The sequence below is a fragment of the Shouchella xiaoxiensis genome (assembly GCF_016907895.1).
Lineage (GTDB): Bacteria > Bacillota > Bacilli > Bacillales > Bacillaceae_D > Shouchella > Shouchella xiaoxiensis.
The window spans coordinates 31,268-54,982 of sequence record NZ_JAFBCV010000003.1 but is presented as its reverse complement, the minus strand read 5'-3'; the positions used below and the strand labels follow the sequence as shown (position 1 = coordinate 54,982).

General features: G+C 39.0%; 26 protein-coding genes and 1 pseudogene. 11 read left to right on the top strand and 16 right to left on the bottom strand.

Annotation, left to right across the window (positions count from 1 at the left end):
- Positions 1-62: 62 nt before the first annotated feature.
- Both nagB and nagA read right to left on the bottom strand, forming a co-directional pair.
- Positions 63-794, bottom strand: a complete 732-nt coding sequence (gene nagB / locus JOC54_RS05640; RefSeq protein WP_204465046.1) for a glucosamine-6-phosphate deaminase — start codon at positions 792-794, stop codon at positions 63-65.
- Positions 795-799: 5 nt separating this feature from the next.
- Positions 800-1,981, bottom strand: coding sequence for an N-acetylglucosamine-6-phosphate deacetylase (gene nagA / locus JOC54_RS05635; protein ID WP_204465044.1), 1,182 nt, complete (start codon positions 1,979-1,981; stop codon positions 800-802).
- Between the two features lie 135 nt (positions 1,982-2,116).
- Here nagA and JOC54_RS05630 point away from each other — a divergent pair, with 135 nt between their 5' ends.
- Entirely contained in the window at positions 2,117-2,839 is a 723-nt protein-coding gene (locus JOC54_RS05630) for a GntR family transcriptional regulator (RefSeq protein ID WP_035418542.1), read from the top strand.
- Between the two features lie 47 nt (positions 2,840-2,886).
- Here the strand turns inward: JOC54_RS05630 and JOC54_RS05625 are convergent, their stop codons facing one another.
- Positions 2,887-3,756 (bottom strand): SDR family oxidoreductase, encoded by an 870-nt coding sequence (locus JOC54_RS05625; RefSeq protein ID WP_204465042.1) that lies wholly within the window; start codon positions 3,754-3,756, stop codon positions 2,887-2,889.
- A gap of 182 nt (positions 3,757-3,938) precedes the next feature.
- Between JOC54_RS05625 and JOC54_RS05620 the strand changes: the two genes are divergently transcribed.
- Together JOC54_RS05620 and JOC54_RS05615 are read left to right on the top strand one after the other, a co-directional pair.
- Positions 3,939-5,717 carry a right-handed parallel beta-helix repeat-containing protein gene (locus JOC54_RS05620; RefSeq protein WP_204465041.1) on the top strand — a complete coding sequence of 593 codons (1,779 nt, stop codon included), beginning with the start codon at positions 3,939-3,941 and terminating at the stop codon, positions 5,715-5,717.
- A 54-nt stretch (positions 5,718-5,771) separates the two neighbouring features.
- Positions 5,772-6,656: a YitT family protein gene (locus tag JOC54_RS05615; RefSeq protein WP_051991117.1), complete on the top strand. Its 885-nt coding sequence runs from the start codon at positions 5,772-5,774 to the stop codon at positions 6,654-6,656.
- Between the two features lie 200 nt (positions 6,657-6,856).
- On the opposite strand, the gene yhbH is transcribed toward JOC54_RS05615, so the two are convergent.
- Positions 6,857-8,029, bottom strand: a complete 1,173-nt coding sequence (yhbH, locus tag JOC54_RS05610; protein WP_035441549.1) for a sporulation protein YhbH — start codon at positions 8,027-8,029, stop codon at positions 6,857-6,859.
- Between the two features lie 182 nt (positions 8,030-8,211).
- Here yhbH and JOC54_RS05605 point away from each other — a divergent pair, with 182 nt between their 5' ends.
- On the top strand, positions 8,212-8,940 hold the full coding sequence (locus JOC54_RS05605; protein WP_035418540.1) for an AAA family ATPase: 729 nt from the start codon (positions 8,212-8,214) through the stop codon (positions 8,938-8,940).
- Here the strand turns inward: JOC54_RS05605 and JOC54_RS05600 are convergent.
- From JOC54_RS05600 to JOC54_RS05585, 4 genes are all read right to left on the bottom strand, one after another.
- Positions 8,918-9,460 carry a GNAT family N-acetyltransferase gene (locus JOC54_RS05600; RefSeq protein ID WP_204465040.1) on the bottom strand — a complete coding sequence of 181 codons (543 nt, stop codon included), beginning with the start codon at positions 9,458-9,460 and terminating at the stop codon, positions 8,918-8,920. The genes JOC54_RS05605 and JOC54_RS05600 overlap by 23 nt on opposite strands.
- Positions 9,461-9,471: 11 nt before the next feature.
- Complete coding sequence (locus JOC54_RS05595) at positions 9,472-9,837, bottom strand: VOC family protein (RefSeq protein WP_204465419.1); 366 nt, start codon at positions 9,835-9,837, stop codon at positions 9,472-9,474.
- A 127-nt stretch (positions 9,838-9,964) separates the two neighbouring features.
- On the bottom strand, positions 9,965-10,504 hold the full coding sequence (gene lepB, locus JOC54_RS05590) for a signal peptidase I (protein WP_035441758.1): 540 nt from the start codon (positions 10,502-10,504) through the stop codon (positions 9,965-9,967).
- 104 nt (positions 10,505-10,608) lie between these two features.
- Positions 10,609-12,504, bottom strand: coding sequence for a PrkA family serine protein kinase (locus JOC54_RS05585; RefSeq protein ID WP_035418538.1), 1,896 nt, complete (start codon positions 12,502-12,504; stop codon positions 10,609-10,611).
- Between the two features lie 154 nt (positions 12,505-12,658).
- On the opposite strand from JOC54_RS05585, the gene JOC54_RS05580 reads away from it, so the two are divergent.
- From JOC54_RS05580 to JOC54_RS05570, 3 genes are all read left to right on the top strand, one after another.
- Complete coding sequence (locus JOC54_RS05580) at positions 12,659-14,494, top strand: transglycosylase domain-containing protein (protein WP_204465039.1); 1,836 nt, start codon at positions 12,659-12,661, stop codon at positions 14,492-14,494.
- A 236-nt stretch (positions 14,495-14,730) separates the two neighbouring features.
- Positions 14,731-15,042, top strand: a complete 312-nt coding sequence (locus JOC54_RS05575; protein WP_035418537.1) for an antibiotic biosynthesis monooxygenase family protein — start codon at positions 14,731-14,733, stop codon at positions 15,040-15,042.
- Positions 15,043-15,095: 53 nt separating this feature from the next.
- Positions 15,096-15,650, top strand: coding sequence for a DUF5366 family protein (locus JOC54_RS05570; protein ID WP_051991110.1), 555 nt, complete (start codon positions 15,096-15,098; stop codon positions 15,648-15,650).
- Between the two features lie 11 nt (positions 15,651-15,661).
- Here JOC54_RS05570 and trmL read toward each other — a convergent pair whose 3' ends face one another.
- Entirely contained in the window at positions 15,662-16,135 is a 474-nt protein-coding gene (gene trmL / locus JOC54_RS05565; protein WP_204465038.1) for a tRNA (uridine(34)/cytosine(34)/5-carboxymethylaminomethyluridine(34)-2'-O)-methyltransferase TrmL, read from the bottom strand.
- A 274-nt stretch (positions 16,136-16,409) separates the two neighbouring features.
- On the bottom strand, positions 16,410-17,300 hold the full coding sequence (locus JOC54_RS05560; protein WP_204465037.1) for an amidase domain-containing protein: 891 nt from the start codon (positions 17,298-17,300) through the stop codon (positions 16,410-16,412).
- Between the two features lie 87 nt (positions 17,301-17,387).
- Here JOC54_RS05560 and JOC54_RS23150 point away from each other — a divergent pair, with 87 nt between their 5' ends.
- The gene (locus JOC54_RS23150) at positions 17,388-17,522 is read left to right on the top strand and encodes a hypothetical protein (RefSeq protein ID WP_275582686.1); all 135 of its coding nucleotides are present in this window, start codon (positions 17,388-17,390) and stop codon (positions 17,520-17,522) included.
- Positions 17,523-17,539: 17 nt separating this feature from the next.
- Positions 17,540-17,851: pseudogene (locus tag JOC54_RS23335) on the top strand (GNAT family N-acetyltransferase); the annotation flags it as partial.
- 22 nt (positions 17,852-17,873) lie between these two features.
- Here the strand turns inward: JOC54_RS23335 and JOC54_RS05550 are convergent.
- Complete coding sequence (locus JOC54_RS05550; RefSeq protein ID WP_204465035.1) at positions 17,874-18,398, bottom strand: methylated-DNA--[protein]-cysteine S-methyltransferase; 525 nt, start codon at positions 18,396-18,398, stop codon at positions 17,874-17,876.
- 15 nt (positions 18,399-18,413) lie between these two features.
- On the bottom strand, positions 18,414-19,562 hold the full coding sequence (queG, locus tag JOC54_RS05545) for a tRNA epoxyqueuosine(34) reductase QueG (RefSeq protein WP_035418532.1): 1,149 nt from the start codon (positions 19,560-19,562) through the stop codon (positions 18,414-18,416).
- Positions 19,563-19,651: 89 nt separating this feature from the next.
- Between queG and JOC54_RS05540 the strand changes: the two genes are divergently transcribed.
- Both JOC54_RS05540 and JOC54_RS05535 read left to right on the top strand, forming a co-directional pair.
- Positions 19,652-20,173 carry a hypothetical protein gene (locus tag JOC54_RS05540; protein WP_204465033.1) on the top strand — a complete coding sequence of 174 codons (522 nt, stop codon included), beginning with the start codon at positions 19,652-19,654 and terminating at the stop codon, positions 20,171-20,173.
- Between the two features lie 74 nt (positions 20,174-20,247).
- Positions 20,248-20,709, top strand: a complete 462-nt coding sequence (locus JOC54_RS05535) for a Dps family protein (protein ID WP_035418529.1) — start codon at positions 20,248-20,250, stop codon at positions 20,707-20,709.
- A 27-nt stretch (positions 20,710-20,736) separates the two neighbouring features.
- Here the strand turns inward: JOC54_RS05535 and JOC54_RS05530 are convergent, their stop codons facing one another.
- From JOC54_RS05530 to JOC54_RS05515, 4 genes are all read right to left on the bottom strand, one after another.
- Positions 20,737-21,759 carry a M42 family metallopeptidase gene (locus JOC54_RS05530; RefSeq protein WP_437183521.1) on the bottom strand — a complete coding sequence of 341 codons (1,023 nt, stop codon included), beginning with the start codon at positions 21,757-21,759 and terminating at the stop codon, positions 20,737-20,739.
- A gap of 96 nt (positions 21,760-21,855) precedes the next feature.
- A complete protein-coding gene (locus tag JOC54_RS05525) occupies positions 21,856-22,599 on the bottom strand; it encodes a hypothetical protein (protein WP_035418528.1) in 744 nt (247 codons plus the stop codon).
- Positions 22,596-23,294, bottom strand: coding sequence for an ATP-binding cassette domain-containing protein (locus JOC54_RS05520; RefSeq protein WP_204465028.1), 699 nt, complete (start codon positions 23,292-23,294; stop codon positions 22,596-22,598). The genes JOC54_RS05525 and JOC54_RS05520 overlap by 4 nt, the downstream gene beginning before the upstream one ends.
- Positions 23,291-23,707, bottom strand: coding sequence for a GntR family transcriptional regulator (locus JOC54_RS05515; protein WP_235194481.1), 417 nt, complete (start codon positions 23,705-23,707; stop codon positions 23,291-23,293). The genes JOC54_RS05520 and JOC54_RS05515 overlap by 4 nt, the downstream gene beginning before the upstream one ends.
- Positions 23,708-23,715: the final 8 nt, after the last annotated feature.

The window sequence follows — 23,715 nt, the reverse complement described above, 5'->3', positions numbered from 1 at the left end:
GGTTTACAGATCCAAGGCTTTCTCGACAATCTGAAGAATCTCTAATTCTAGAGATTCTTTTTTTAATTCATCTTATTTGCAGCAGCTTCATCAACAATAACAGTTACATTCTCATGTGTTTCTAAAATGGAAGCCGGAAATTGTTCACTCAAAGTCCCATTCATGAATTTTGCAAAAGCATCTGCTTTATTTTCACCCGAGATAAGCAATACAATCTCTTTTGCTCGCATGATAGAGGCGATTCCCATTGTAATAGCTTGACTCGGTACCTCAGATTGATCATTAAAATAGCGGGCATTTGCTTCCTTTGTTTCTTGAGCTAATTTCACTAAATGTGTTTCTTCACTGAATGGCGTTCCTGGTTCATTAAAGCCAATATGACCATTACTACCAATTCCTAACAACTGAACATCAATGCCTCCATTATCAATGATTAACTGTTCATATCGAGCACATTCTTCTTCTAAATTTAATGCCATTCCATTCGGCAAAAACGTTTGCTCTATTGGAATATCTATATGGTTAAAGAAATGAGTATTCATATAGTAACGGTAGCTTTGATGATTTTCTTCAGAAAGCCCAACGTATTCATCCAAATTAAATGTTTTTACTTGTGCAAACGATTGGTTTGCTGCTCTTGTCTTTTTAATCAATTCCTCATAGGTTCCTTGTGGCGTTCCACCTGTAGCCAACCCTAAATTTAGTTGACCTTCTGTTGTTTTCATTCGTGAAAATAACAATGAAGCTGCTTTTTCACTCATCTCTTTACTATCTTTTACATATATGACATTCATAGCAGTCAGTCCTTCCTAAACACTTCTTCACCTTTACAGTACGTAAGGATTACCTCTTTTTCATTTCTTAATACGGTTAGATCTGCATGTTTCCCTTGCTCAATTGTTCCCGTCTGCTCTAAAATCCCAATTTTTTTGGCTGGATTGTAAGTAGCCATTTGCACGGCTTCTGCAAGACTACATCCTGTAAAACGAATCATATTACTAACCGCGTCATTCATTTTCAAAACCGAACCAGCTAAACTCCCTGATTCCAAAAGAGTAGCCTTTCCAGCTGCAACCTTCACCTGTTGTCCACCTAAATCATATTCTCCTTCATCAAGACCTTTCGCCCTCATTGAATCTGTAATGAGTAGACAACGATCTGTCCCTTTTGCTTTCCATGCAAATCGTACAATTTCAGGATGAATGTGAATGCCATCGACAATCAACTCAACATCTAATTGATCAAACAGCAGCGCTGCTCCGGCCACACCAGGCTCTCTATGATGCAACGGACTCATGCCGTTAAACAAATGAGTCACTTGGTTTGCACCAGCTTGAATCGCACTGTTCACCTGTTCATAGTTCGCATCGGAATGTCCAATAGAAGCGGTAATTCCTCTCTCGCTCAGAAAAGCGGTAAAGGCAATACCTTCGTTACGCTCAGGAGCATAAGTGACTTGCTTAATTCTCCCCTTACTTAAATCGATCCAATTCTGCATTTGTTTGATTGACGGATCACCAATAAAGGCAGCAGGCTGTGCCCCTTTTCTTTTTTCATTAATAAAAGGTCCTTCTACGTGAACACCAGTAAGCGCTGCTCCTTTTTTCTTAGCAGAGAAATCAGCAATCGCTTGAATCGCATCTGAAATTGCGTCTGGGCTTTGGGTAATGGTTGTAGCCAAGAAGCTCGTCGTGCCTTCTTCTGGTAAATGTATTGCCATTGTTTCAAGCGCTTTATCTGAAGCATCCATGACGTCTACACCGTGCGTTCCATGAATGTGTAAATCAATAAACCCCGGTACAACAGTATCATTCGCTTCTAGCTGAATGACTTTAGTGGCCTCATTTATATAGCGGTCTCCTTCACCTTCACCGACGGCTAAAATAACTCCTTGATTCACTGCTACAAACTGATCTTGTTTTAACGCATCTCCCGGTTTTCCCGTGATAAGTTTCTTTGCTTGAAATACATATTCCGCCATTTTATTCACCTCATTCGTATCATACTAACTACGTTTATTATATTATCTAGTTGTTTAGTTGTCTATACCAATTGTTGTTTTTCATAAATGTGATATACTTTAATTATTATTCCTGTGTTGGAGGTTAAGAGGATCATGATTGATAAGCAATCTCCTATTCCTATTTATTTTCAAATAGAAGCCTTAATTGATAAACAAATTAAAGACGGTGTATTACGACCAGGCGAAGCACTCCCTTCTGAACGAGAATTTGCTTCAGAATATGGGGTAAGCCGGATGACGATTAGACAAGGAATAACAAATCTTGTTCAGCAAAAAAAACTTTACCGTGAAAAAGGAAAAGGCACATTTGTGTCATGGCCCAATATTGAACAACCGTTATCAAAAATGACCAGTTTTACAGAAGATATGAAAAACCGTGAAATGGAACCTGGCTCTAAGCTCCTTTCGTTTAATCGGGTTGAAGCAACAGGTGAGATTGCTTCCATATTGGGCATAAGTGAAGGCACCATGGTCTTTGCAATTAAACGGGTTCGTCTAGCTGACCATATGCCTATTGCGCTAGAGCAAACGTATATTACCTGTGAGCTAGCACCTGATTTACATGAAGGTGTCTTGCATTCTTCTCTTTACCAGTACTTTGAACAAGAATGCGGCTATATAATCAATGATGCGGAACAAACAATTAAAGCCATACTCGCAACGTCTGAAGATGCTGCCCTGCTTGAGGTTGAGAAAGGTTCCCCCTTATTAGCAATTCGCCGCCAGGCACGCTTAGAAGACAATCGTGTCCTCGAAGCCGTTTACTCTCACTATCGCGGGGATCGCTACCATTTTGTCACAAAAATGTCTCGCTAAAATGGAGAAAGAGCGACTCTGATTAACGCTGAGCCGCTCTTATTTTTTTATGAGCTTAAATAATCCCCACCATTTATATGAATAGCTTGTCCGGTCATATAAGAGGAATCATTAGAAGCCAGCAAGACATACGCACCAACTAGCTCACTTGGCTGCCCTGTTCGCCCCATTAAAGTTTGAAGACCAAATTTCGCCACTTTTTCTTCATCAAAGGATGCAGGAATAAGTGGGGTCCAAATTGGTCCAGGCGCTACGCTGTTAACACGAATGTGCTGTGGTGCTAGAGATTGCGCCATTGAACGTGTAAACGCCGTTACTGCTCCTTTGGTACTTGTGTAATCAATTAAAGAGACGTTTCCACGGTAGGCGTTAATGGAAGACGTATTTATAATGGCGCTTCCTGGCTGTAAGTAATCGAGCGCTGCTTTGGTAAAATAGACATAGGAATAAAAGTTTGTCGCAAATGTCCGCTTCAACTGTGCATCACTAAGTTCTCTTAAATCATTTACAGGATGTTGCTCAGCGGCATTATTCACAAGAATATCTAATCCACCTAATTCAGCAACCGTTCGCTCCACACACCCTACGCAGAAAGATTCTTCAGTAATATCCCCTGAAATCGTAATGCATTGAACGCCTTCTTGTTCCACTCTCCTTTTTGTAAATTCCGCATCTTCATGTTCATCTAAATAAACGATCGCTACATGAGCTCCTTCTTTTGCATAACCCACTGCTACAGCCCTGCCAATTCCAGAATCGCCTCCGGTAATTAACGCCACTTTCCCTGTTAATTTACCAGAACCTTTATAAGATTCGTCTTCAAAAATGGGCTGTGGAGTCATTTCTCCTTCCATTCCAGGCTGTTTTGCCTGAGTTTGTTTTGGGATACCTTCCGTTAAGTAATTATGAAAATCCATATCCTTGTTTCCTCCTTTATTCTTATTAAAGATGGTATACCTCCTAGGATGGCATCATCAAACATCTCTATTCCATCTACTCAAAACTTTACTCTGTGTTTCATTTGGCAAATATTTTAAAAACGCCTTTGGACAGCACTGTTAAAAGCAGGTATACTTTAGACAGATTGAGGTGAAAAAGCGTGAGAAAAATTCATGTTTCCCGAAAGTTGCTCTCAAAATATAAAACAATTGAACAAGCAGTTTTAGATGCAAATGATGGTGATCACATTGAAATTGACGCGGGAGTATACCGCGAAAAAATAGTTATTGCTAAATCAGTTAAGCTTATCGGTGTTTCATCTGATCCAGAAGACGTTATTCTATCTGGATCTGTAACGATCATTGAAAACGCATCTGTGTCAGTCAAAAACCTAACTTTTGCAAAATCAGATTTGGGGCTCGTTATTGAGAAAGGACATGTCGAAGTTGTTCATTGTCAGTTTAACCAAATCAAAAAGTATGCGATTGACGTAAAAGAACAAGGTCACTTATCGTTAACCGATGCGACGATTAGACATAACGGAATCGGTCTGTACATAACTGGACGTGCAAGAGCAGAGTATTGCGCCTTCTACGGTCAGTTAGGTTCACAAGTTTATGTTGGTGGCAAAGGCAGGTTCATTATGAAACATGCCCATATTTATCAAGGGCAGAGTACCGCTTTTAACTTCGACCAGCAAAGCAAAAGCTTGATTGAGAACTGCCAGATTTACGGCCACCATTCCGAAAATATGCAGATAAAAGCTCAAGGTCAAAGTGAGGCAACCTTCCAAGACTGCTTTATCTATGAAAGCCAATCAGGTGCTGCACAAAGCCTTGATGATGCGAGAATTAGCTTTCAAACATGCAAAATAACAGATAATTATCCCATCCAATTAAATAGTGAAGGCGGACAATTAGTTCTAAGAAATTCTCATCTTGAGACTGGAGACATCGCAATTGCTGTCCGTAACAGTGGCAATGCTCAAATTGAGAATTCCATGCTTACGTCACATACAAATCATCATGTAACGGTTGAAGCTGGTTCAATTTATGTCTATCGCTCAACGATAAAATTTGGTGAGAAGTCAGGAATTACTCTTGCAAATAACGCGTACGCACATATTGAGTCTAGTGATATATTTGGACATCATTTGCCACAAGTCGCTGCAAGCGAGCGGGCACGGTTAAGCATTAAACATAGCTCTGTTTTTTATGGCAAACACTATGGACTATGGTTAACTGAGAATGCTAGCGCACATATCGCTCACTGCCGATTCTATGAAAATGAGTTTAATCAGATTGTGATTGCTGATCAAAGCGAAGCAGAAATAGATGATGTTCAAGTATTTGAAGGTTCGCAAAGCGGCCTTTATATAAAAGATAATAGTCACGCTATGGTCTCAAACAGTGTCTTCTATCATCATCATGATTTATATCCACAAATTTATGTATCCAATGAATCAACACTGTCAATGAATGAGAGCCGCTTATTTGATAGTTATGAAAGTGGCATTCGTTTTGAACAGCAATCCAGTGGTCTTATTGAACATTGTCAACTAACCGGTCATTATGAAGCTCAAATCGATGTGCGTCGAAGTACACCAACCGTTCGAGAATGCTTGATTGAAAATGGCGGTACTTGCGCAGTTCGCTTGCTTCATGCTGGTGGATTTATCGAGAACTGTTCCTTCGTTGGACATGAACATAATATTGCCATTGGTGGTGCTTGCGAAACTGAAATTATTGGGCAAGAAGCCGATGCACTCAGGCAGTATGCAGAAGCATTAAGCCAAACACAGGAACTCGAAGCAGAGCTTTCAAACGAAGAAGTACAGCGAGCCATGAAAAAAGCCCAAGAAGAAGCCGACCGGGAAGCACGGACCGCTGAAATTGTTGGTTTAGTAGAGCAACTTGAAGAAAGACTTGGTAAGAAGTAGTCTGCAGATTGTGCAGACTACTTCTTTTCACCTGTAAAGAAAGGAATGTGCGTAATGAAAGAATATGTTTATTTAACGATCGGTACCTTATTATTTAGCTTATCCATCACTTTATTTGCAATGCCAAACCAATTAGCTGAAGGAGGCATTGTCGGGTTATCATTATTACTCTACTTTTCATTTGAACTGTCTCCAGCACTTGTTACTTTTGTGCTCAACGCCATTCTTCTTGTAATAGGCTTTAAATTATTGCCTCGTCATATGGTTTACAAATCCATCATAAACGTTCCTTTGTTGTCCTTATTTATCTATTTTACTGAGAACCTTGGACAACCAATTCAAGATACGTTGCTCGCTGCTATTTTCGCTGGATTATTAACGGGCGTTGGCTTTGGCTTTATTTTTAGAGCAGGAAGCTCTACAGGTGGAACATCCATTATAGCGAGGATGTTAAATCACCGCTTTGGCTGGGAATTGACCGGTACGAACTTTATTCTAGACGCAGTCATCGTTGTATCTGGTGTGTTTGTTATAGGACCAATCTACACGATGTATACAATTATTGCTCTTTACATTGGTAAAAAAGTAACCGATTATGTGCTTGAAGGCTTTGATGCTAAAAAAGCAGTGAATATCATCTCTCCAAAAGGTCAGGAAATCTCAGAACGCGTCATGAAAGAAATGGCTTCTAGCGCCACGATCTTTAATGGTTACGGGGGCTACACAAAAGAGCAGCGTGAAGTCATTTACATTGTTGTCCGTTCACATCGTTTATTTTATTTAAAAAAATTAGTCCATTCCGTTGATCCGAATGCCTTTGTTGTCGTTCATAATGTCAAAGATGTTTCTGGCGGAACTTTTTTTGCCACTCATCATGACCATCCACTTGATCCCACAACGATGCCGGACTTTGATGAAAAAACCGAATTAGGACGTTGAAAGTGCGGACCTGACGCTTTCTGCGACAGGTCCTTTTTTAAATAGTGGTATCAGAAAGTTAAGATCGATCATACCATGCTTCGTTCGAATCAAGACTGGCATACAACCCTTCTCTGGTTTCCTGAAAATAAACTATTTGATAACCTCTTTGACCCAAGAAAAAAAGACAGGGTTCATTATCCGCTGTCTGTTTTCCAATCTTATACAGAGGCTTCCTCAGATTTTTTAAAGAAATGCTTTAATGCGTCATAAACGTCTTTTTTCTCTTTAACAATAAATGATTTAAACCGTTCATCTCCCTCGAGTTTCTTAAGCCCGTTCATAAGCGTTGAGTGGCGTGAATACTGATTAACCTCTCCATAGCCAAACAAGCTGGATCGATCCATTAACTGCTGAATCAGTTTCACGCAGCGAGCGTTATCGGACGTTAAATTGTCCCCATCGGAGAAGTGAAACGGATAGATGTTATATGCATTCGGACTATACTTGTCATCAATTAACTCCAGTGCCTTTTTATAAACAGAAGAACAAATCGTCCCTCCACTTTCTCCTTTTGAAAAAAAGTCCTCCTCACTAACCACTTTAGCCTCTGTATGATGAGCAATAAATTCAATCTCTACTTTTTCATACTTTGTTCGTAAAAAGCGAGTCATCCAAAAAAAGAAACTTCTTGCCACATATTTTTCAAAACGCCCCATAGACCCACTTGTATCCATCATTGCAATGACAACAGCTTTTGATTCAGGTCGAATTGTTTCATTCCACGTTTTAAATCGAAGATCGTCATTATGAATCGGCATAATTCCGGTTTTTCCAGCTAACGCGTTTCGTTTTATTGCGGCAAGAATGGTCCGACGTTTATCAACGTTCCCCATTAAGCCTTTTTTGCGAATGTCATTAAATTCTATGTTTTCAATTATTAATTCTTGTTCTTCTTTTTTCTTTAAATTAGGTAGCTCTAATTCTGCAAACATCATTTCTTCTAATTCGATAATTGAGACTTCAGCCTCACTATAATCTTCACCTGCTTGATCTCCAGCGCCAGGGCCTTTTCCTGGTCCCGCTTCTTTTTTTCCATTTGGATCTTTTGCGACAACATCACCTACTTTGCTATCACCCTTTCCTTGACCAACATGCTTATTCTTATCATAGTTGTAGCGAATTTTATATTCGTCAAGGGAACGAATAGGAATTCGAATAACATCTTTTCCATTTGACATAACAATATTTTCTTCACTAACCAAATCAGGAAGGTTTTTCTTAATTGCTTCCTGCACTTTTTCTTGATGTCGACGCTGGTCCTGAAACCCTTTTCGATGGAGGGACCAGTTCTCCTGCGACACAATGTACTGGTGGTGGCTGTCTCTTTCCATACATGCCCTCCCATTTATACGGTTAATCCGCACATTAATTAAGTTGCTGCATATGATAAACTGGACTTCTTCTCCTTGCTTAACTTATCCTATGTAAGGAGAGATGAAGAGTTGCTAACTAATTAAAGCGGACAAGCCAGTTTCAAGTAATCCAAAAATTAAAAGTCTGAAAGGAGTCTGCAATGAAGCCTCATAATCTTTTTGTTCAAACAGTCCATTATAAGAAACCAGAAAACACCCATAACTACCCACACCACTTACCCTTTCTTCAACCTAGCATTCATTTTCATAAACCGGTTACAATCATTACGGGTGAAAACGGAACAGGTAAATCCACTTTAATAGAAACAATTGCTGCATTAGTTGGGCTAAATATGGAGGGCGGTTCAAAGAATCATCGTTTCATAACAAAAGAATCTCACTCTTCACTGCACCAGTTTTGTTCACTATCTCGTGGCCCTTACCGACCAAACGACGCTTATTTTTACAGAGCTGAATCGTTTTATAATCTTATATCGAATATGGACGAGCCAGATGATTTCACACCGGCTTTATCTGACCGTTTATTTGGACGAGAACTGCATAGTTTTTCCCGTGGTGAAGCCTTAAAGGAATTAGTAAAAAACCGCTTTTGGGGAACAGGCTTTTATTTAATGGATGAACCAGAAACAGGGCTTTCTGCAACATCTCAATTTGAATTGCTTGTTGCGTTAAAAACCCTTGAAGAGGACCAGTCTCAGCTTATTCTTGCTACTCATTCACCTATTTTACTTATGTATCCGAATGCACAAATTATTGAATTAACCGAAGATGGTTTGCGAGAGGTTGCCAAAGAAGAAACAAAGCTATACCGAGACTGGGACATGTTTTTTAAACGAGGGGATCATTTCATTGAACAATTGTTTTATTAAAATCCTGCGACATCAGTTGATAATGAACTGTATCAGACCATTTCCCCATACGAAATCGGTCTTTTTTTGTTGTAGCGGTTAAATGCATACCGATTTTCTCTAGTATTCGCTTTGACCCAATATTGTCAGCTTGTGCAGAAGCCATTAATTTGTTTAAACCTAATTGCTTAAAAGCAAACCCACAGATAAAATGAGCTGCCTCAGTTCCTAAACCTAATCCCCAGAAAGGTTTAGCCACCCAGTAACCAAGCTCAGCACTGTTCTCCTGGTTGTTGATCGTCAAAGCGATTGTTCCAACAAATTCGTCTTGTTTCTCCATTACGAAAAGCTTCATCAAACCCGCTGCTTCTGCTTTTACCGTTGCCTTAAAAAACTGTTCAGCACCATCATTTGGATACGGATACGGAATATTTAACGTCTTTTTTGAAAGTTCTTTATCTGATGCATATACCTGGATGAATGGGATATCCGCCTTTGATACATCTCTATAGATTAGTCGTTCTGTCTTATATGTTGTCATCATCGGCTCCTTTACACAATAGCTTCTATTAATTCAACTCGATTTCCAAATGGATCGCGAAATTCAAAGCGGTCAAAACCCGGAATAGGAATCCCCTCTAAAATAGAAAAACCTTTTTCTTTAAGTCTTTCCCGCCAGTAGGCAATACCCTCAACCTCATAAGCAATATGGGCCTTTGTTTTTAAACGATCGACATCTGTCTCCGTTCCCACATGAACGTCTTGATTCCCTAACGAGAGCCAAAAACCACCTCTATCTTTTAATGAATCTGGCTTTTCGACTTGTGATAGGCCTAGAACACCACAATAGAACGTGATTGCTTCTTCCTCCATGCCTGTTGGAATTGTCAGTTGCACATGATGAATTCCTTTAATCAACATAATCGCCTCCTTCAATCTATAAGCTAAGTATAAAGCGAAGACTGACCATTCAAAAGCATTCCTTTTGAATCACAAAAGATCCGTTCTGCTTATACATAAAAAAATAAAGCACAGTAAATGTGCTTTATTTCATAAAACCAAATTCTGTTAATGGCCAGAAGCGCAGACCGACTTTTCCAATGATGTCATCTTCATGTACAGGCCCAATCGAACGACTGTCTTTACTATTTCCTCGGTTGTCACCCATAACAAAAACATGGTTTTCAGGCACTGTTCCTTCGTACTCAAAATCACTCGTATATATTCCATCATAAGAGGCTTGAACCTCATCAAGGAATGGTTCGTCCGTTGGTTGATCATTTACATAGAGCTGGTCATTTTCAAACCGAATCGTATCTCCTGGTAGACCAATTACTCGCTTAATATACCGTTCCGTTTCTGTCGCATCGAAAACAATAAGATCAAAACGGTCAGGTTCTCCAAACTGATAGCTCAACTTATTTACAACAAAGCGTTCTTGATCATGAGCGGTTGGTTCCATTGAGATACCACTTACTTCAAAACTTGTTACAACAAACGTTCGAACAACTAAAGCAATTATTACGGCGATCACAATGGCCTTTACCCAACCCCACACTTCTGATTTAACATTTGTCTCTGCCAATCCCGTTCCTCACTTTCTGCATTTCAATCTTGCTATTAAACGTACCATTATTTACAGAAAAGAACAAGAAGCCCCATGTCTTTGACAAGGGGGCTCCAATTGGTTTATCTATTCAATAACGACCCTACATAACGCAACAATTCATTAGCAGAAACTGAGTTATAGCCGTGTTCATCAATCAATCTCGCAATAACATCGTTCATTTTTTTCAATTGAGATTCATCCGGTGTTTTCACAGAAGTCGTAATTTTTACAATATCTTTCAAATCAGCAAACAGCTTTTTTTGAATCGCTTCTCGCAAACGTTCATGCGAATTGTATTCAAACTTTTTGCCTTTGCGAGCATATGCTGAGATTCGAATTAAAATCTCTTCACGGAAGGCTTTCTTAGCGTTTTCAGAAATACCAATCTGCTCCTCAATTGAACGCATAAGCTTTTCATCTGGTGACATTTCTTCGCCAGTTAAAGGGTCGCGCAGCTTGTTTTTATTACAAAAAGCCTCCACATTATCTAAGTAATTGTCCATTAATGTTTTAGCTGACTCTTCATACGAATAGACAAATGCTTTTTGTACTTCCTCTTTAGCAATTAGGTCATATTCTTTACGCGCCACTGTAATATAATCTGTGTATTTCTCCCGATCCTCTTTGGAGATCGATGCATGTTGATCAAGACCTTCTTTAATCGACCGCAGAACGTCGAGTGCAGAAATCGACGTAAGTTGTTTGCGAATAATAGCTGAAGAAATACGATTAATGACGTAACGTGGATCAATTCCACTCATTCCTTCATCACTGAATTCTGACTGCATCTCCTTTAAATCTTGTACATTAAAGCCTTCAACCGCTTCACCATCATATAATTTCATTTTCTTGACTAGGTCAATCCCCGCCTTATGTGTCTCCTTTAACCGGGTTAAAATGGTAAATATCGCCGCAACTTTTAGTGCATGTGGAGCGATATGAACATGGGCCAAATCGCTATCAGCAATCATTTTCTTATAAATTCGCTCTTCCTCGGTTACTTTTAAATTGTACGGAATTTTCATGACGATAATTCTTGAGTGCAGTGCTTCGTTTTTCTTATTTGAAATAAACGATTTGTACTCAGATTCATTCGTGTGAGCCAGTATGAGCTCATCAGCTGATATTAAAGCAAACCTACCTGCTTTAAAATTCCCCTCTTGTGTTAACGACAGCAAATGCCACAAAAATTTCTCGTCACATTTCAGCATTTCCTGGAACTCCATCATTCCTCGGTTCGCCTTATTTAACTCTCCATCAAAACGGTAGGCTCTTGGATCAGATTCCGACCCAAACTCAGCAATCGTTGAAAAATCAATGCTACCGGTTAAATCAGCAATATCTTGTGATTTAGGATCAGATGGAGAAAACGTCCCAATCCCAGTTCGTTTATCTTCAGAAAAGAATACCCTTTCTACTTTTACATCTTCAATACGACCACTGTACTCCGTTTCTAAGCGCATCATGTTCAGCGGAGAAAGGTTTCCTTCTATTTTTACGCCAAATTCTTCTTGAAAATCTTTTCTTAAATGAAGCGGAATTAAATGGAGCGGGTCTTCATTCATTGGGCACCCTTTAATTGCGTATACAGCACCTTGATCCTTGCGAGAGTAATCTTCCAGCCCACGCTTGAGCATCGTCACAAGTGTTGATTTACCACCGCTAACCGGACCCATTAATAATAGAATTCGTTTTCGCACATCTAAACGTTTGGCAGCGGAATGAAAATACTCCTCAACTAATTTTTCGAGAGAGTCTTCCAGGCCATAAATGGAATCTTTAAAAAAAGAATAGCTCTTCTTTCCGTTTTCTTCCTCTACACCCGCATCTTTAATCATATTGTACACACGAGAGTGAGCGGTTTGTGCAATCCATGGCTTCTCTTTTAACATTTTCAAGTAATCAGCAAAAGTTCCTTCCCATTTCAAACGCTCTTCCACATCGCGATATTGTTCAATCTTGTTTAATATATTCATTACGATGACCTCCATCCTCGTGTAAGCGAGATTAATTAACGTTATGCGCGGGGAGAAATGAACATGCTGGTTTTTCATAAAAAGCTCTTGCTGTCCGTATATTCAAAACAATGCTATACTTAAAACTGATGCTATATAGAAAGTGAGTTTTGCCATGAAAACAATTGTTGGCTGGGGTTTTGTTGCCTTATTTGCATTTCTCAGTATTTTTTTATTTACATATGCAACAGCAGAAGTATCGTCCGTTCAATCTGTCAGTCATGTTGTCAGTGACCATATTGACCGCGATGCCCTTTATCTGTCTTCTAACAGCACCATTACAGATGAAGACGGGCGTGTTATTGCTGAATTAGTACAGGATACGAACAGAATCTATTTACCGTACTCAAATATGCCGGAAAACGTCATACACTCCTTTGTTGCTACAGAAGATCGCCGATTCTTTGATCACCATGGGTTTGATATCTCAGGGATGGCACGAGCTTTTTTAGCAAATGTGGACAAAGGTGGAATTGATCAAGGGGCGAGCACCATTACACAGCAAATGGTTCGTAATATCTTCTTAGATCACTCTCGTACTTACGAGCGGAAAATTAGTGAATTGTTATATGCGTATGAACTTGAGCAACAGTACTCAAAAGAAGAAATTCTTGAACTCTACTTAAACTCCATCTTTTTTGGAAACAACGCGTACGGAATTGAAGCAGCAAGTCAACTTTATTTTAGTGAAACCGTCAGCAACTTATCATTAGCACAAGTCGCTTTTCTAACTGCGATCCCGAATAACCCGACTTACTATGATCCACTTACAAATGGCGAAAATACAAACCAGCGAAAAGAATGGGTTCTAGAAAAAATGAAACAAGAGGGTTATATTAGCGAGAGCGATTATGTCCAAGCGATTGATGAACCGATTGATCTTCATCAATCAAAGCGTGCGAATCTCTACCCTGATTACAGTGATCTCGTGCTTGAAGAAATGAAATGGCTCATAGCTGAAGTTGAAGGTTTATCAGGAGAAGAATTGATGACTCGCCTTACTCAGTTATACAATCAAGGTATTCAAATTGAAACGGCACTAGAATCAGACCGACAGCAGCGCCTTGTCGACAGCTTTTATCACGAATTACCAGAGGATGTTCTCGGATCAGCCATTGTAATTGATCATCAGAATAACACCATTGTGGCAATCGGCAACGGGAGGAATTATCAGAAAGGTAATCTAATGTACGCCCTTCATTCTTATCGCCCACATGGATCAGTCTTTAAGCCATTAATCGATTATGCGCCTTATATTGAAGAAACCGGTGCGTCGCTTGATATGATGCTTAATGGGAATCCACTTTCATCCTGTTCAAAAGAAGATTATGATAAACGCTCGCTTGGTTGTGTAACAAATTATAATGATGTAAGACCAGGCACTATATCCTTAAAAGAAGCATTCAAACAATCGTACAACATTCCTGCACAATATTTACTAAATGAAACGGGAATTGATAACGCAATTGCCTACTTAGAACCAATGAACTTTAGTAAAATGCAGGATGAAAAAAGAGAGCTTTCCCTTGCGCTTGGTGCACTCGATGTCTCTGTTTTTGAAATGGGACAAGCTTATACGGCTTTTTCAAGGGATGGTCAATTTACTCACGCCAGAGCGATTACAGGTGTGTATGATGAACATGGAAACCTTCTATACGAATGGCCTGTAGAAGAACCGGTTCAAATTTGGAGTTATGAAACAAATGAGAAGATGCGCGAACTGTTAAAAGAAGTGGTTGATTCAGGGACTGGACGTCACATTACGATTGATCAAGACGGCTACGTCGGCGGAAAAACAGGAACAACAAGTCTTTATCGTGACCTGGCATTTTCCGGAATGACGGATCAATACACAGCATCGGTTTGGGTTGGAAGAGATGAAGGATTTGTTGAGGATTTGGGGCCACAGCGACCCGCTATGAACATCTGGGCAGCCGCTATTCGAAATTAAAAAAAACCGGTTCCCCGGTTTTCCTTTGGTCTTTTAGCGTTTATGAGGGTTGTCCTCATAACCTCCAGCGAAAATGGAGATCAAAAAAACGACACAGACACTCATCATTAGAAACGTTCTCATCAAAAAACTCCTCCTTGCAAGAGCGTGACCGTTCTGCTCTATTATAGCCAATCATGGCAAGCTTGAAAAGGTTTTCTAGTACAAATTTTATTTTATTGAAGGAGTGTTTAACTATGTATATAGTAATGAATGAATTAAACGTCTCACCAGAAAATAAAGAGATGCTTCACCAGCGTTTCGGAAAAGCCTCAGGAAATATGGCTCAAGTTCCTGGCTGTATTGAATTTATGTTTCTTAGTAATGTAGATGAATCCCAAAAAGAAGTTGTTTACACAAAATGGGAGTCAAAGCAGGATTATGAAAACTGGTTGGCAAGCGATGCGTTTTCAAAGGCACACGGAGGTCAAAAACAGTCTGGCCAGAAGCCTGCATCAAGCGCGAACGAGCTTCATGCGTATGAAGTTGTCCACCATTACACTAAATAGCAAAAAAAGAGGCCTGTGAGCTAGATCACAGGCCGTTACATAGGAGAATGAACATGAACCGTTACTTAACGGGTCACCTCCCTCTAATAAGTATTTTTCTTTTTAGTTTATCTCTTGCTTTATACGGACAAGGTTTTGTCATTACTTGGCTAGAGAATAACGGTGTATTATCAGGGATGACCCAATTATTATCTGTAAATGAGCTTCGACTTGGACTAATTGTTATGCTTTTACTTCTTTCTTTTATGGTCTTTTCAGCGTTAAAAATTGTTGCTGATACAATTAATTCGCTTGCCTTACTTTTCTTTTCTAAAGATGAGAACGGAGCACTTTGGCAACAAATGCAAGGCGGCGCTTGGATTTATTTCGGAGCTAGCGTCCTCTCCTTAATTGCTATAAAGTTTATTTTTGTTATTATTCTCTTGTTTCTCATTGCATCTTTTGCTTATTTGTTGTTTGTAATCTATCGTATTGCTGAATCACTAACCGTGCCTGGATTAATTGGTTATGTTTCATTTCAACTTCTATTTTGGTCTACTTTTTTATTTACCGTGTTCTACTTTGCTTTTCGCTTATACAATACATTTGTTGCGAGCCTGCCTTTATGAGCAGGTTTTTTTTAAGTTAGATTCGGAAAACCTTGTTGACGTAACGCTTCATAAATAATAATGGCTGCGGTATTTGATAAATTTAAAGAGCGAATAACATTTGTCTGCGGAATGCGGAAACAGCGATCCAAATGAGTATCAATAACGCTTTGAGGCAAACCCGTCGTTTCTTTCCCAAACACAAAAAAATAGTCTTTTTCTAATAAAGAATAATCAAAATCAGCATAATTTTTTGTGCCAACTGTTTCAATAAAAAAGAATTCGCCTCCGCTATTTTCCTCAAAAAATTCATCGATTGAATCATAATAAACAATCGTTACGTTTGGCCAATAATCACAACCTGCTCGTTTTAACATTTTATCATCTGTTGAAAAACCAAGCGGCCGAATTAGGTGAAGCGTTGTGTTTGTTCCTGCACATGTACGAGCGATGTTGCCAGTATTAGCAGGTATTTCTGGTTGGTAAAGCACAATATGTAAACCCATTTTACACCTCAAACATTTTCTTTTTTAGTTTTGTACCAATGAATTGTATAGAAACAAATTGTTAAAAGAACGCATACGACAATTCCAATAAGCAAATAAACATTATCTTGAATGAAGACAGCGCTAAAAGCTAGTAACATCGTAATTATCCAAAACAAATGTGCAACGAAGCGAGTTTTGACCATTTTATTCACTTCCTTTTACCTAGATAGAAGCTTGTCCTTCATTACTATATCATAATAAAACAGAGGCAGAAATTGAATCTTTCTGCCTCTTAGTTTGTCACTATTCGAAAGAACTTATATTGGATGTCCGGGGTATATGCGGGAGAATTTTGATAGGTCCAGTAGCGCATCCGGCTGTTAACCGTTTGTGCGTTAACCAATGGTTCATTAAAAGCATCTTTTGCGACTACAATTGCTTGGTGATCCCATTTACCTGAACCATTAAAATCATAACAAATCACATCACCAGGTAAAAGATCACTAGCGCGTTGTTTTTCAATTCCCCTCAAACCACTAGCGGCCCCGCTTAAATACCATCGTAATGAATGGGCAACAGACCAGCTTAAACTCATTGAATTTTTATTTTTGTACCACCAACCTCTTTGCTTAGAAGCTGTGCTTGTCATTGGCGCACCGCCCGCGTACAAACATTGTGAAACAAAATTTGTGCAATTGTCTTTAAATTGCTTAAATGCTGGATTATAATCATTCCACCATCTTTCAGCATAGCGAACAGCATTACGCCGATCATACTTTCCAGTTTCAGCATTGCGAATGAACTGGAATGGTTCTGATGGATCCGATTCCTGAGAAATCGGATACGTTACAAGTCGAATGTCTGCACACAATTTATTTTTTTGAAATTGTGCTCTTCGCCTAACGATTCTTTCTTCTACATAACTTTGGTTCTTTTGGACAATTAAACGTTCTAAAAGCATGGCATAATCAATTTGAGTCGAGTCTTTATAAGACTGTATTGAAACCACATCGCCAGACACTTGTGACCATACGATTTTAGCATCACGCTGACTGAGCTCCTTCTTTTCTAAACGAAGGGCAACCGCCTCCTCTTCCTCAAATTCAGCAGAGTCATTTGATAAATAACGAATATTTAAACTCCGTATGTGTTCGTGCAGCTTTTTTATCAAATCTGTTTTCATTTAGGAAGCCTCCTCTCAATCTTTTCATTGAATAAAAATTAATTAATATGTATAATTAAGCAAAACCCAACTGGAGGTTACACATAAATGATTCGTTTAGCAAAAGCTACAGACGCGCTTCAACTGTATAAAATAATACAGCTTGCATTTTCGCGATATCAAGATGACTCAGTTGTAGCAACGGCATTAAATGAGACCGTTCAAACACTTGAATATAACTAAAATCGGGCCATCAGGCACTTCTTCTTTTTGATGAAGAGAACGTAATAGGAATGTGTTTATTTCAAATAACCCAATCCACCTGTTTGTTTCATCGTTTCTGTATTCATCCTAATTATCAAGGTAAGGGCATTAGCAAGCAATTGCTTAACAGTCTAGAATACTATGCAAAAGAATTGAACTGTACGCAGATGAAGTGTGAAGCTAGGTTGGCGAATTGTACTTACTATTTAAGACAAGGGTATACGATAACGCACTACAGGGACTCATCGTCATTATATGTCTTAGAAAAGTCACTTAACACAGTAAATAAAACCTGGCAGTGTGCCTGACTGCCAGGTTTTATCTTTGTTTTTATGAAATTTTCACGCTCGACTCAAGCGACAGTAACAGTTCTTTATTTGTTAAGCCCCCACCATAGCCAACCATTGCGCCATTAGAACCTATTACACGATGACACGGTATAACAATTGGTAGCGGGTTTTGATTGTTTGCCCCGCCCACAGCTCTAACTGCTTTTGGCGCACCAATTCCTTCAGCAATTTCTTTATATGTTTTCGTTTCGCCATAACCAATTGTTTTTAATTCTGTCCAGACGCGCTGTTGAAAAGGAGTTCCAATCAGGTCCAACTCCATTGTGAAGCTAGAACGAGTTCCATTAAAATATTCTTTTAATTGCTGAATTGCTGTCTGCGTAAATTCCGTGTCTTGTTCAACCCATTCTGGCTTAATGCCTGCTCTAGCCAATTTTGCACTTACATGTGCTTTTTTGAGTTCTCCAAAATGAATTTGGCAAACACCTTGTTCCGTTGCGACAATCGTTAGTAAACCTACAGGTGCCTCAACTCTTTGTACATAAAATTTCTTTAATGCGCTCATGCCACTCCCCCTACGTTATTTTTCGACAGCAAAACCGAGTAGGGTTAACCCCTTATCAATTTCTTCCAGCACTTCCTGATCTTCTTCTCTTTTTTTCGCTATTAATAATTCATTTTCCTCTTTTTTTGAGTCTCCAATTTTTCCTATTGCCCATGCCGCTGTTCCTCTTATTACGGGACGTGGATCATCATGCATTAACTCGACTAACTTTGGCAAAGCTGTTTGATCTTTATAGTGTGCAAGCGCGATAATGGCATTTCGCTGAATGGGCTTTTTCCCTCTCCAAGATCCGGCCATATGACCAAATTCACGCTTAAATTCTTTATTGCTTAATGAGAGCAACGGCAGTAATAATGGCTTCACCTTTTCAGGATCTGGCTCCATCTCTTTATGAGCAGGCTGTGGTATCTTTTTATTATATGGGCAAACAAGCTGACAGGTGTCCCAACCATATAAATGATTTCCGATTTTACTTCGAAATTCATCTGCCATAAATCCTTTTGTCTGCGTCTGATAGGATAGACAGACTTGGGCATTTAAAACACCTGGTTCGACAATCGCACCTGTAGGGCACGCATCGATGCATTTCGTACACGAACCACATAAATCCTCAAGCGGTTTATCAACTGGAAAAGGAATGGTCGTGATGAGATTGCCAAGAAACACGTAACTGCCAAATTCCTCCGTTATAATAAAGGTATTTTTTGCACTCCATCCCACTCCTGCTCGTTCCGCAACGGCTCGATCTGATAATGCCCCCGTATCAACCATACGCATCATAGCTTCAGGACCACATCTTGCTTCCAAGAAAGCTTCTAATTTCTTTAAGCGCTCATTTAACACGTCATGATAGTCGACTCCCCAAGAAGATCTTGAAAAAAAACCTCTTCTTTTGCCTGGTAAACTTTTAGGCGGGTTTTTCAACTTCGATGGATAAGCTACCGCAATCGAAATAATCGTCCTTGCTTGTTGAACACTCAATCGAGGATCTACCCGTTCATCAATATTCGAGTGTTCAAACCCCGACGCAAAGTTGTTTTCCTGTTGTGCGATCAAGCGATCCTTTAACGATAAAAAAGGATCGGCTGTTGTAATGCCTAATTTATCAATTCCTATTGTTTTGCTATACTCTATTAACTCTTCTTTTAGATGAGCGTAGTTCATGCCCAATCATCCTTTTCTAAACACAATTGTTGATTTCTTTAAGCATACAGAATCATAATAAGAAAGTAAAATTCATTCAGGAGGTTGTTATGGCTATAGGCTCCATTCAATATGATGCAATTAAAATTAGTGAATCTTCACCAATGCTGAAGGGCCGCTTACAATTTTATCAAGAACTTTTATTTTTCGATTTAGTTGACCAATCAATCGAACATGTCGTCAAATCTTCAACAGAAACAACACTCCAACACCATGAACAAATCCTTAAAAACATCCAGGCGGAACAGTATTACCGACCAATCGACTCCGCACTTGACTTAACACGCTTTTTCATGATGGAATACAAAATGCCAATTACATTTCATGACTATGAACGAGTAAGACAACCGATGGTGGTTAAAGACAATCAAGTATTTGATTCCTCAGGCTGTATTGCGTCTCCGAGCTTTGTTGCACAAAGGACTCAGTGGGATGAAAATTCAACTAGTGGCATCCATTTTTTCTTTATGCCAGTAACGATGGATAAGGAAGATCAACACCGTTTATTAGAAGCTGCTGGGAAAATGTTCTCTCATATCCACGGCGGCACGTTTCATGTTCGTCTGCTTTAGTCCAAGAAGCACTTGTTTAACTTTAAAAGGAACGGGAATAGTAAGAGTAGTGATGATGATAAGGAGGAATTTTCATGGCACAAGAAAAAATTCAAACAGCATTAAATAAGCAAGTAGCAAACTGGAGCGTGCTTTACGTAAAGCTTCATAACTATCATTGGTACGTGAAAGGGCCTCACTTTTTCACACTTCATGAGAAATTTGAGGAATTGTATAATGAAGCAGGTACAACGGTTGATGAGCTCGCTGAGCGCTTGTTAGCGATTAAAGGCTTTCCAGTTGCGACAATGGATGAATACTTACAGCTCGCAACCATTAAAGAGGGAGATAAAACGTTATCACCTGACGAAATGGTTCTTGATCTAGTCCGTGATTACGAAAAAATTGCTGAAGAACTTAAAACCGGCATCGATGTTTGCGGCTCATTTGAAGACGATGCAACAGAAGATATGCTAATTGGCTTAAAAGAAACCATTGAAAAACACGCATGGATGTTACGTGCTTATACTAAAGAATCGTCTAATGTTCGATCTTAAAAAAAGCTGCCACGAGGGCAGCTTTTTTTAATGATTCATTGGTGCTTGTACATATTCCTGCAAAAGCTTATAGGTTGCCTCAAGTGACGAGACATGAGTTCGTTCCATTGAGTGAGAACCTTCAATTCCGGGGCCAATTAGTCCATGTACTATATCATGCCCTGCTTTTATCGCAGCTGATGCATCCGATGCGTAAAAAGGATAGATATCTAGTTTATATGGAATGTTCTTTTCTTCGCAGATGCTAACAAACTGTTTGCGCAGACCGTAATGATAAGGTCCGCTTCCGTCTTTTACACAGATCGATGCTGTGTATTCATCTGTTTGCTGCCCATCACCGATTGCTCCCATATCAACAGCGATATATTCAACAACACCTTCAGGAATATTCGCGTTTCCCCCATAGCCAATTTCTTCATTATTTGAAAATAGCACATGAACTGTATGTTCTGGTTGAATAGCGTCTTCCTTTAATTGCTTTAACAAGCTTAACAATAACGCGACACTTGCTTTGTCATCCAAATGACGTGATTTTATAAAACCAGATAAAGTTTGCTCAAATTTTGGAGAGAAACTAACGAAATCTCCTACTTGTATACCGAGCTTTTCTGTTTCAAGATCCGATTGTACAGGTTCATCAATGCGTATTTCCATGTTTTCCTGATTTCTTTCTGCTGTTCGAGCATCTTTATACACATGGATCGATGACTGATGCATGACAACTGTTCCAGAAACAGTTCTGCCGTCCATTTTATGTATTTGTACATAGTCACCTTCAATTGAATGATAAGAAAATCCACCGATTAAATCTATTTTTAACCGGCCATTTTTCTTTACTTCTTTTACGATTGCACCTAATGTATCAACGTGTGCCGTGAGCATCCTTTGCCTTGAATCGTCTTTTCCTTTAATTGTTGCCAGTAGTGTTCCTTTGTTTGTTACATTTGTTTTAATTCCAACCTTTTGTAAATACGATTCTAGATAAGCCATAGCATATCTGGTATAGCCTGATGGGCTTGGAATATGAACAAGATCTTTAATTACGTTAATGGTGTCTTGAATGTCTATTTTTTGCAATTGAACCACTCCATTTTTTTCAGCTGACATCCTTTTATGATAGCGAATAATTAATGTCTTTACAATTGCTTAAAGCTCGATTTTGTTTTTAACAAACCAATACAAAAGTGCATATATACCGATGAATAGAATTCCATCTAATACAATTTGCATCGTTTCAATTTGTAAAATCTCTACTAGAAATGGAGCTTGAGTTAACGCACCATCGTTTTGATCAAATTTCAAATAAATGTACGGATATAAAATAACAGCCAAAATAAAGTACCCACCCATATATATAAAACGCCACTTTGTTTTTAAGCCAAAGTACAGAAAAGCAGCGAGTAAAATCATCATAATGCTTGATAATGGAACAATGAAAGTGGACCAGATTAATTGCAATAAAAATGGAGAAGGCAAACGAAGCTCATTTAACATTTCATTTACTGTAGCTTGAGTAGAAGTTAGATAAGCAACGCCAAAAAATAAGAAGAGCGTGAGAAGTAACTGAACCCCTTGCCATAGATAGATCGCAATAACTTTGCTCCATAATTTAAGATGAAGCGTGCCTTGTGACAAATACCATCCAAATTGAGTCCCTAACCGCCACTCACGCCACAACGCCTCGACTGATATAATTAAACCTCCAACTAGCATTAAAAAAAATAAGAAAAACGCAATGACTGAAAAATCAATTGTTTCCAGAGGTCGACTAATGTTCATTCTTAGAATCAATACCGAGCCCATCCCTAGTACAATAACAAGAAATAAGATCAAATTCAGCGGCAATAAGAGACGCAAATCACGCTTCAAATAAAAAATGAATGATTTCACCTTTTCCCCACCTCCGCGAATAAATCTTTCAGAGACTTACCATGTTCAAAACGCCATTTATCTAAATCGTTTATAATAGTCGCTTGTTTATTTTCAATAAAAATAACGCCATCTGCCAATGCTTCTACATCCTCGTAAGCATGGGTAGCCATTAAAATAAATCGGTCTTCTTCCACTAGAAAGTCAGTAAGTATTGATCGCATCGCTTCTTTTTTTGAGGTGTCTAAATTTGCCAGTACTTCGTCAATAAAAATAAATGGTCTTTGTTCAGCAATAGCGATAATAAGCGACAGTAAGTAACGTTGACCAGTAGACATAACATTCCATTTCGTTTGCATGGGCACGGCCACGACATCACAAAATTCAATCGCCTTATTCAGATAAAAGTCTGGCGAAATTTCCGACTGAGATTTTAATATTGCTTCAGCCGTATCATTAAAGCCAAATGCTGCTTTCTCAGATACATAACTAGAAAGCTGAGCTCTGTTCATCCGTTCCTCAGCATCATTTAATTCAATTGTCCCTGCTGATTGAGGCGCTAAGCCTGCACATAGACGTAAGAAAGTTGATTTTCCTGAACCATTTGCCCCTAAAAGAACAACAAAGCGATTCTGTTGTAAATGAACAGATAAGTCAGTGAAAACGTCATTACTCCCGTACTTTTTCTTTAAACCAGTTACTTTAAGTGTGTTCAAGACTCATCCATCTCCTTTACCGTCTGCTTCAAGGAATCAATCATTTCTTCGCTTGAGTAGCCTAGTTTTTTCATATAGCTAATTAATGCTTCTACTTGAGCTTTGGCGAGGGTCTCTTTTAATGCCGTGATCTTTCTTAAATCTTCAGTAACAAACGTACCTTGCCCTCGCTTTGAAAACGTTAACTCATCCCGGTCCATTTCTTGATAGGCTCTAGAAACTGTGTTCGGATTCACTTGTAACGTTTGTGCTGTTTCTCTCACTGAAGGAAGTTTTTCACCAGGAGTTAGTTCACCACTGCAAATAAACTGGTAATAATAATCAACAATTTGAGCATAGATCGCTTTATTTGGATCAAATTGAATACTCAGAAGTGAACACCACCTTTCCTTCATACAATAAGCCAGGCGCATGGGCGCCT

Excerpts from the sequence above, each read along its gene's own strand:
- JOC54_RS05605 (WP_035418540.1), top strand. The coding sequence starts at position 8,212 with ATGAAGCCTCATAATCTTTTTGTTCAAACAGTCCATTATAAGAAACCA.
- JOC54_RS05625 (WP_204465042.1), bottom strand. The coding sequence starts at position 3,756 with ATGGATTTTCATAATTACTTAACGGAAGGTATCCCAAAACAAACTCAG.
- JOC54_RS05600 (WP_204465040.1), bottom strand. The coding sequence starts at position 9,460 with ATGACAACATATAAGACAGAACGACTAATCTATAGAGATGTATCAAAG.
- JOC54_RS05585 (WP_035418538.1), bottom strand. The coding sequence starts at position 12,504 with ATGAATATATTAAACAAGATTGAACAATATCGCGATGTGGAAGAGCGT.
- JOC54_RS05630 (WP_035418542.1), top strand. The coding sequence starts at position 2,117 with ATGATTGATAAGCAATCTCCTATTCCTATTTATTTTCAAATAGAAGCC.
- nagA (WP_204465044.1), bottom strand. The coding sequence starts at position 1,981 with ATGGCGGAATATGTATTTCAAGCAAAGAAACTTATCACGGGAAAACCG.
- JOC54_RS23150 (WP_275582686.1), top strand. The coding sequence starts at position 17,388 with ATGATTCGTTTAGCAAAAGCTACAGACGCGCTTCAACTGTATAAAATA.
- JOC54_RS05615 (WP_051991117.1), top strand. The coding sequence starts at position 5,772 with ATGAAAGAATATGTTTATTTAACGATCGGTACCTTATTATTTAGCTTA.
- JOC54_RS05560 (WP_204465037.1), bottom strand. The coding sequence starts at position 17,300 with ATGAAAACAGATTTGATAAAAAAGCTGCACGAACACATACGGAGTTTA.
- JOC54_RS05540 (WP_204465033.1), top strand. The coding sequence starts at position 19,652 with ATGGCTATAGGCTCCATTCAATATGATGCAATTAAAATTAGTGAATCT.
- yhbH (WP_035441549.1), bottom strand. The coding sequence starts at position 8,029 with ATGGAAAGAGACAGCCACCACCAGTACATTGTGTCGCAGGAGAACTGG.
- nagB (WP_204465046.1), bottom strand. The coding sequence starts at position 794 with ATGAATGTCATATATGTAAAAGATAGTAAAGAGATGAGTGAAAAAGCA.
- JOC54_RS05570 (WP_051991110.1), top strand. The coding sequence starts at position 15,096 with ATGAACCGTTACTTAACGGGTCACCTCCCTCTAATAAGTATTTTTCTT.
- trmL (WP_204465038.1), bottom strand. The coding sequence starts at position 16,135 with ATGGGTTTACATATTGTGCTTTACCAACCAGAAATACCTGCTAATACT.
- JOC54_RS05575 (WP_035418537.1), top strand. The coding sequence starts at position 14,731 with ATGTATATAGTAATGAATGAATTAAACGTCTCACCAGAAAATAAAGAG.
- JOC54_RS05535 (WP_035418529.1), top strand. The coding sequence starts at position 20,248 with ATGGCACAAGAAAAAATTCAAACAGCATTAAATAAGCAAGTAGCAAAC.
- JOC54_RS05580 (WP_204465039.1), top strand. The coding sequence starts at position 12,659 with ATGAAAACAATTGTTGGCTGGGGTTTTGTTGCCTTATTTGCATTTCTC.
- queG (WP_035418532.1), bottom strand. The coding sequence starts at position 19,562 with ATGAACTACGCTCATCTAAAAGAAGAGTTAATAGAGTATAGCAAAACA.
- JOC54_RS05515 (WP_235194481.1), bottom strand. The coding sequence starts at position 23,707 with ATGCGCCTGGCTTATTGTATGAAGGAAAGGTGGTGTTCACTTCTGAGT.
- JOC54_RS05550 (WP_204465035.1), bottom strand. The coding sequence starts at position 18,398 with ATGAGCGCATTAAAGAAATTTTATGTACAAAGAGTTGAGGCACCTGTA.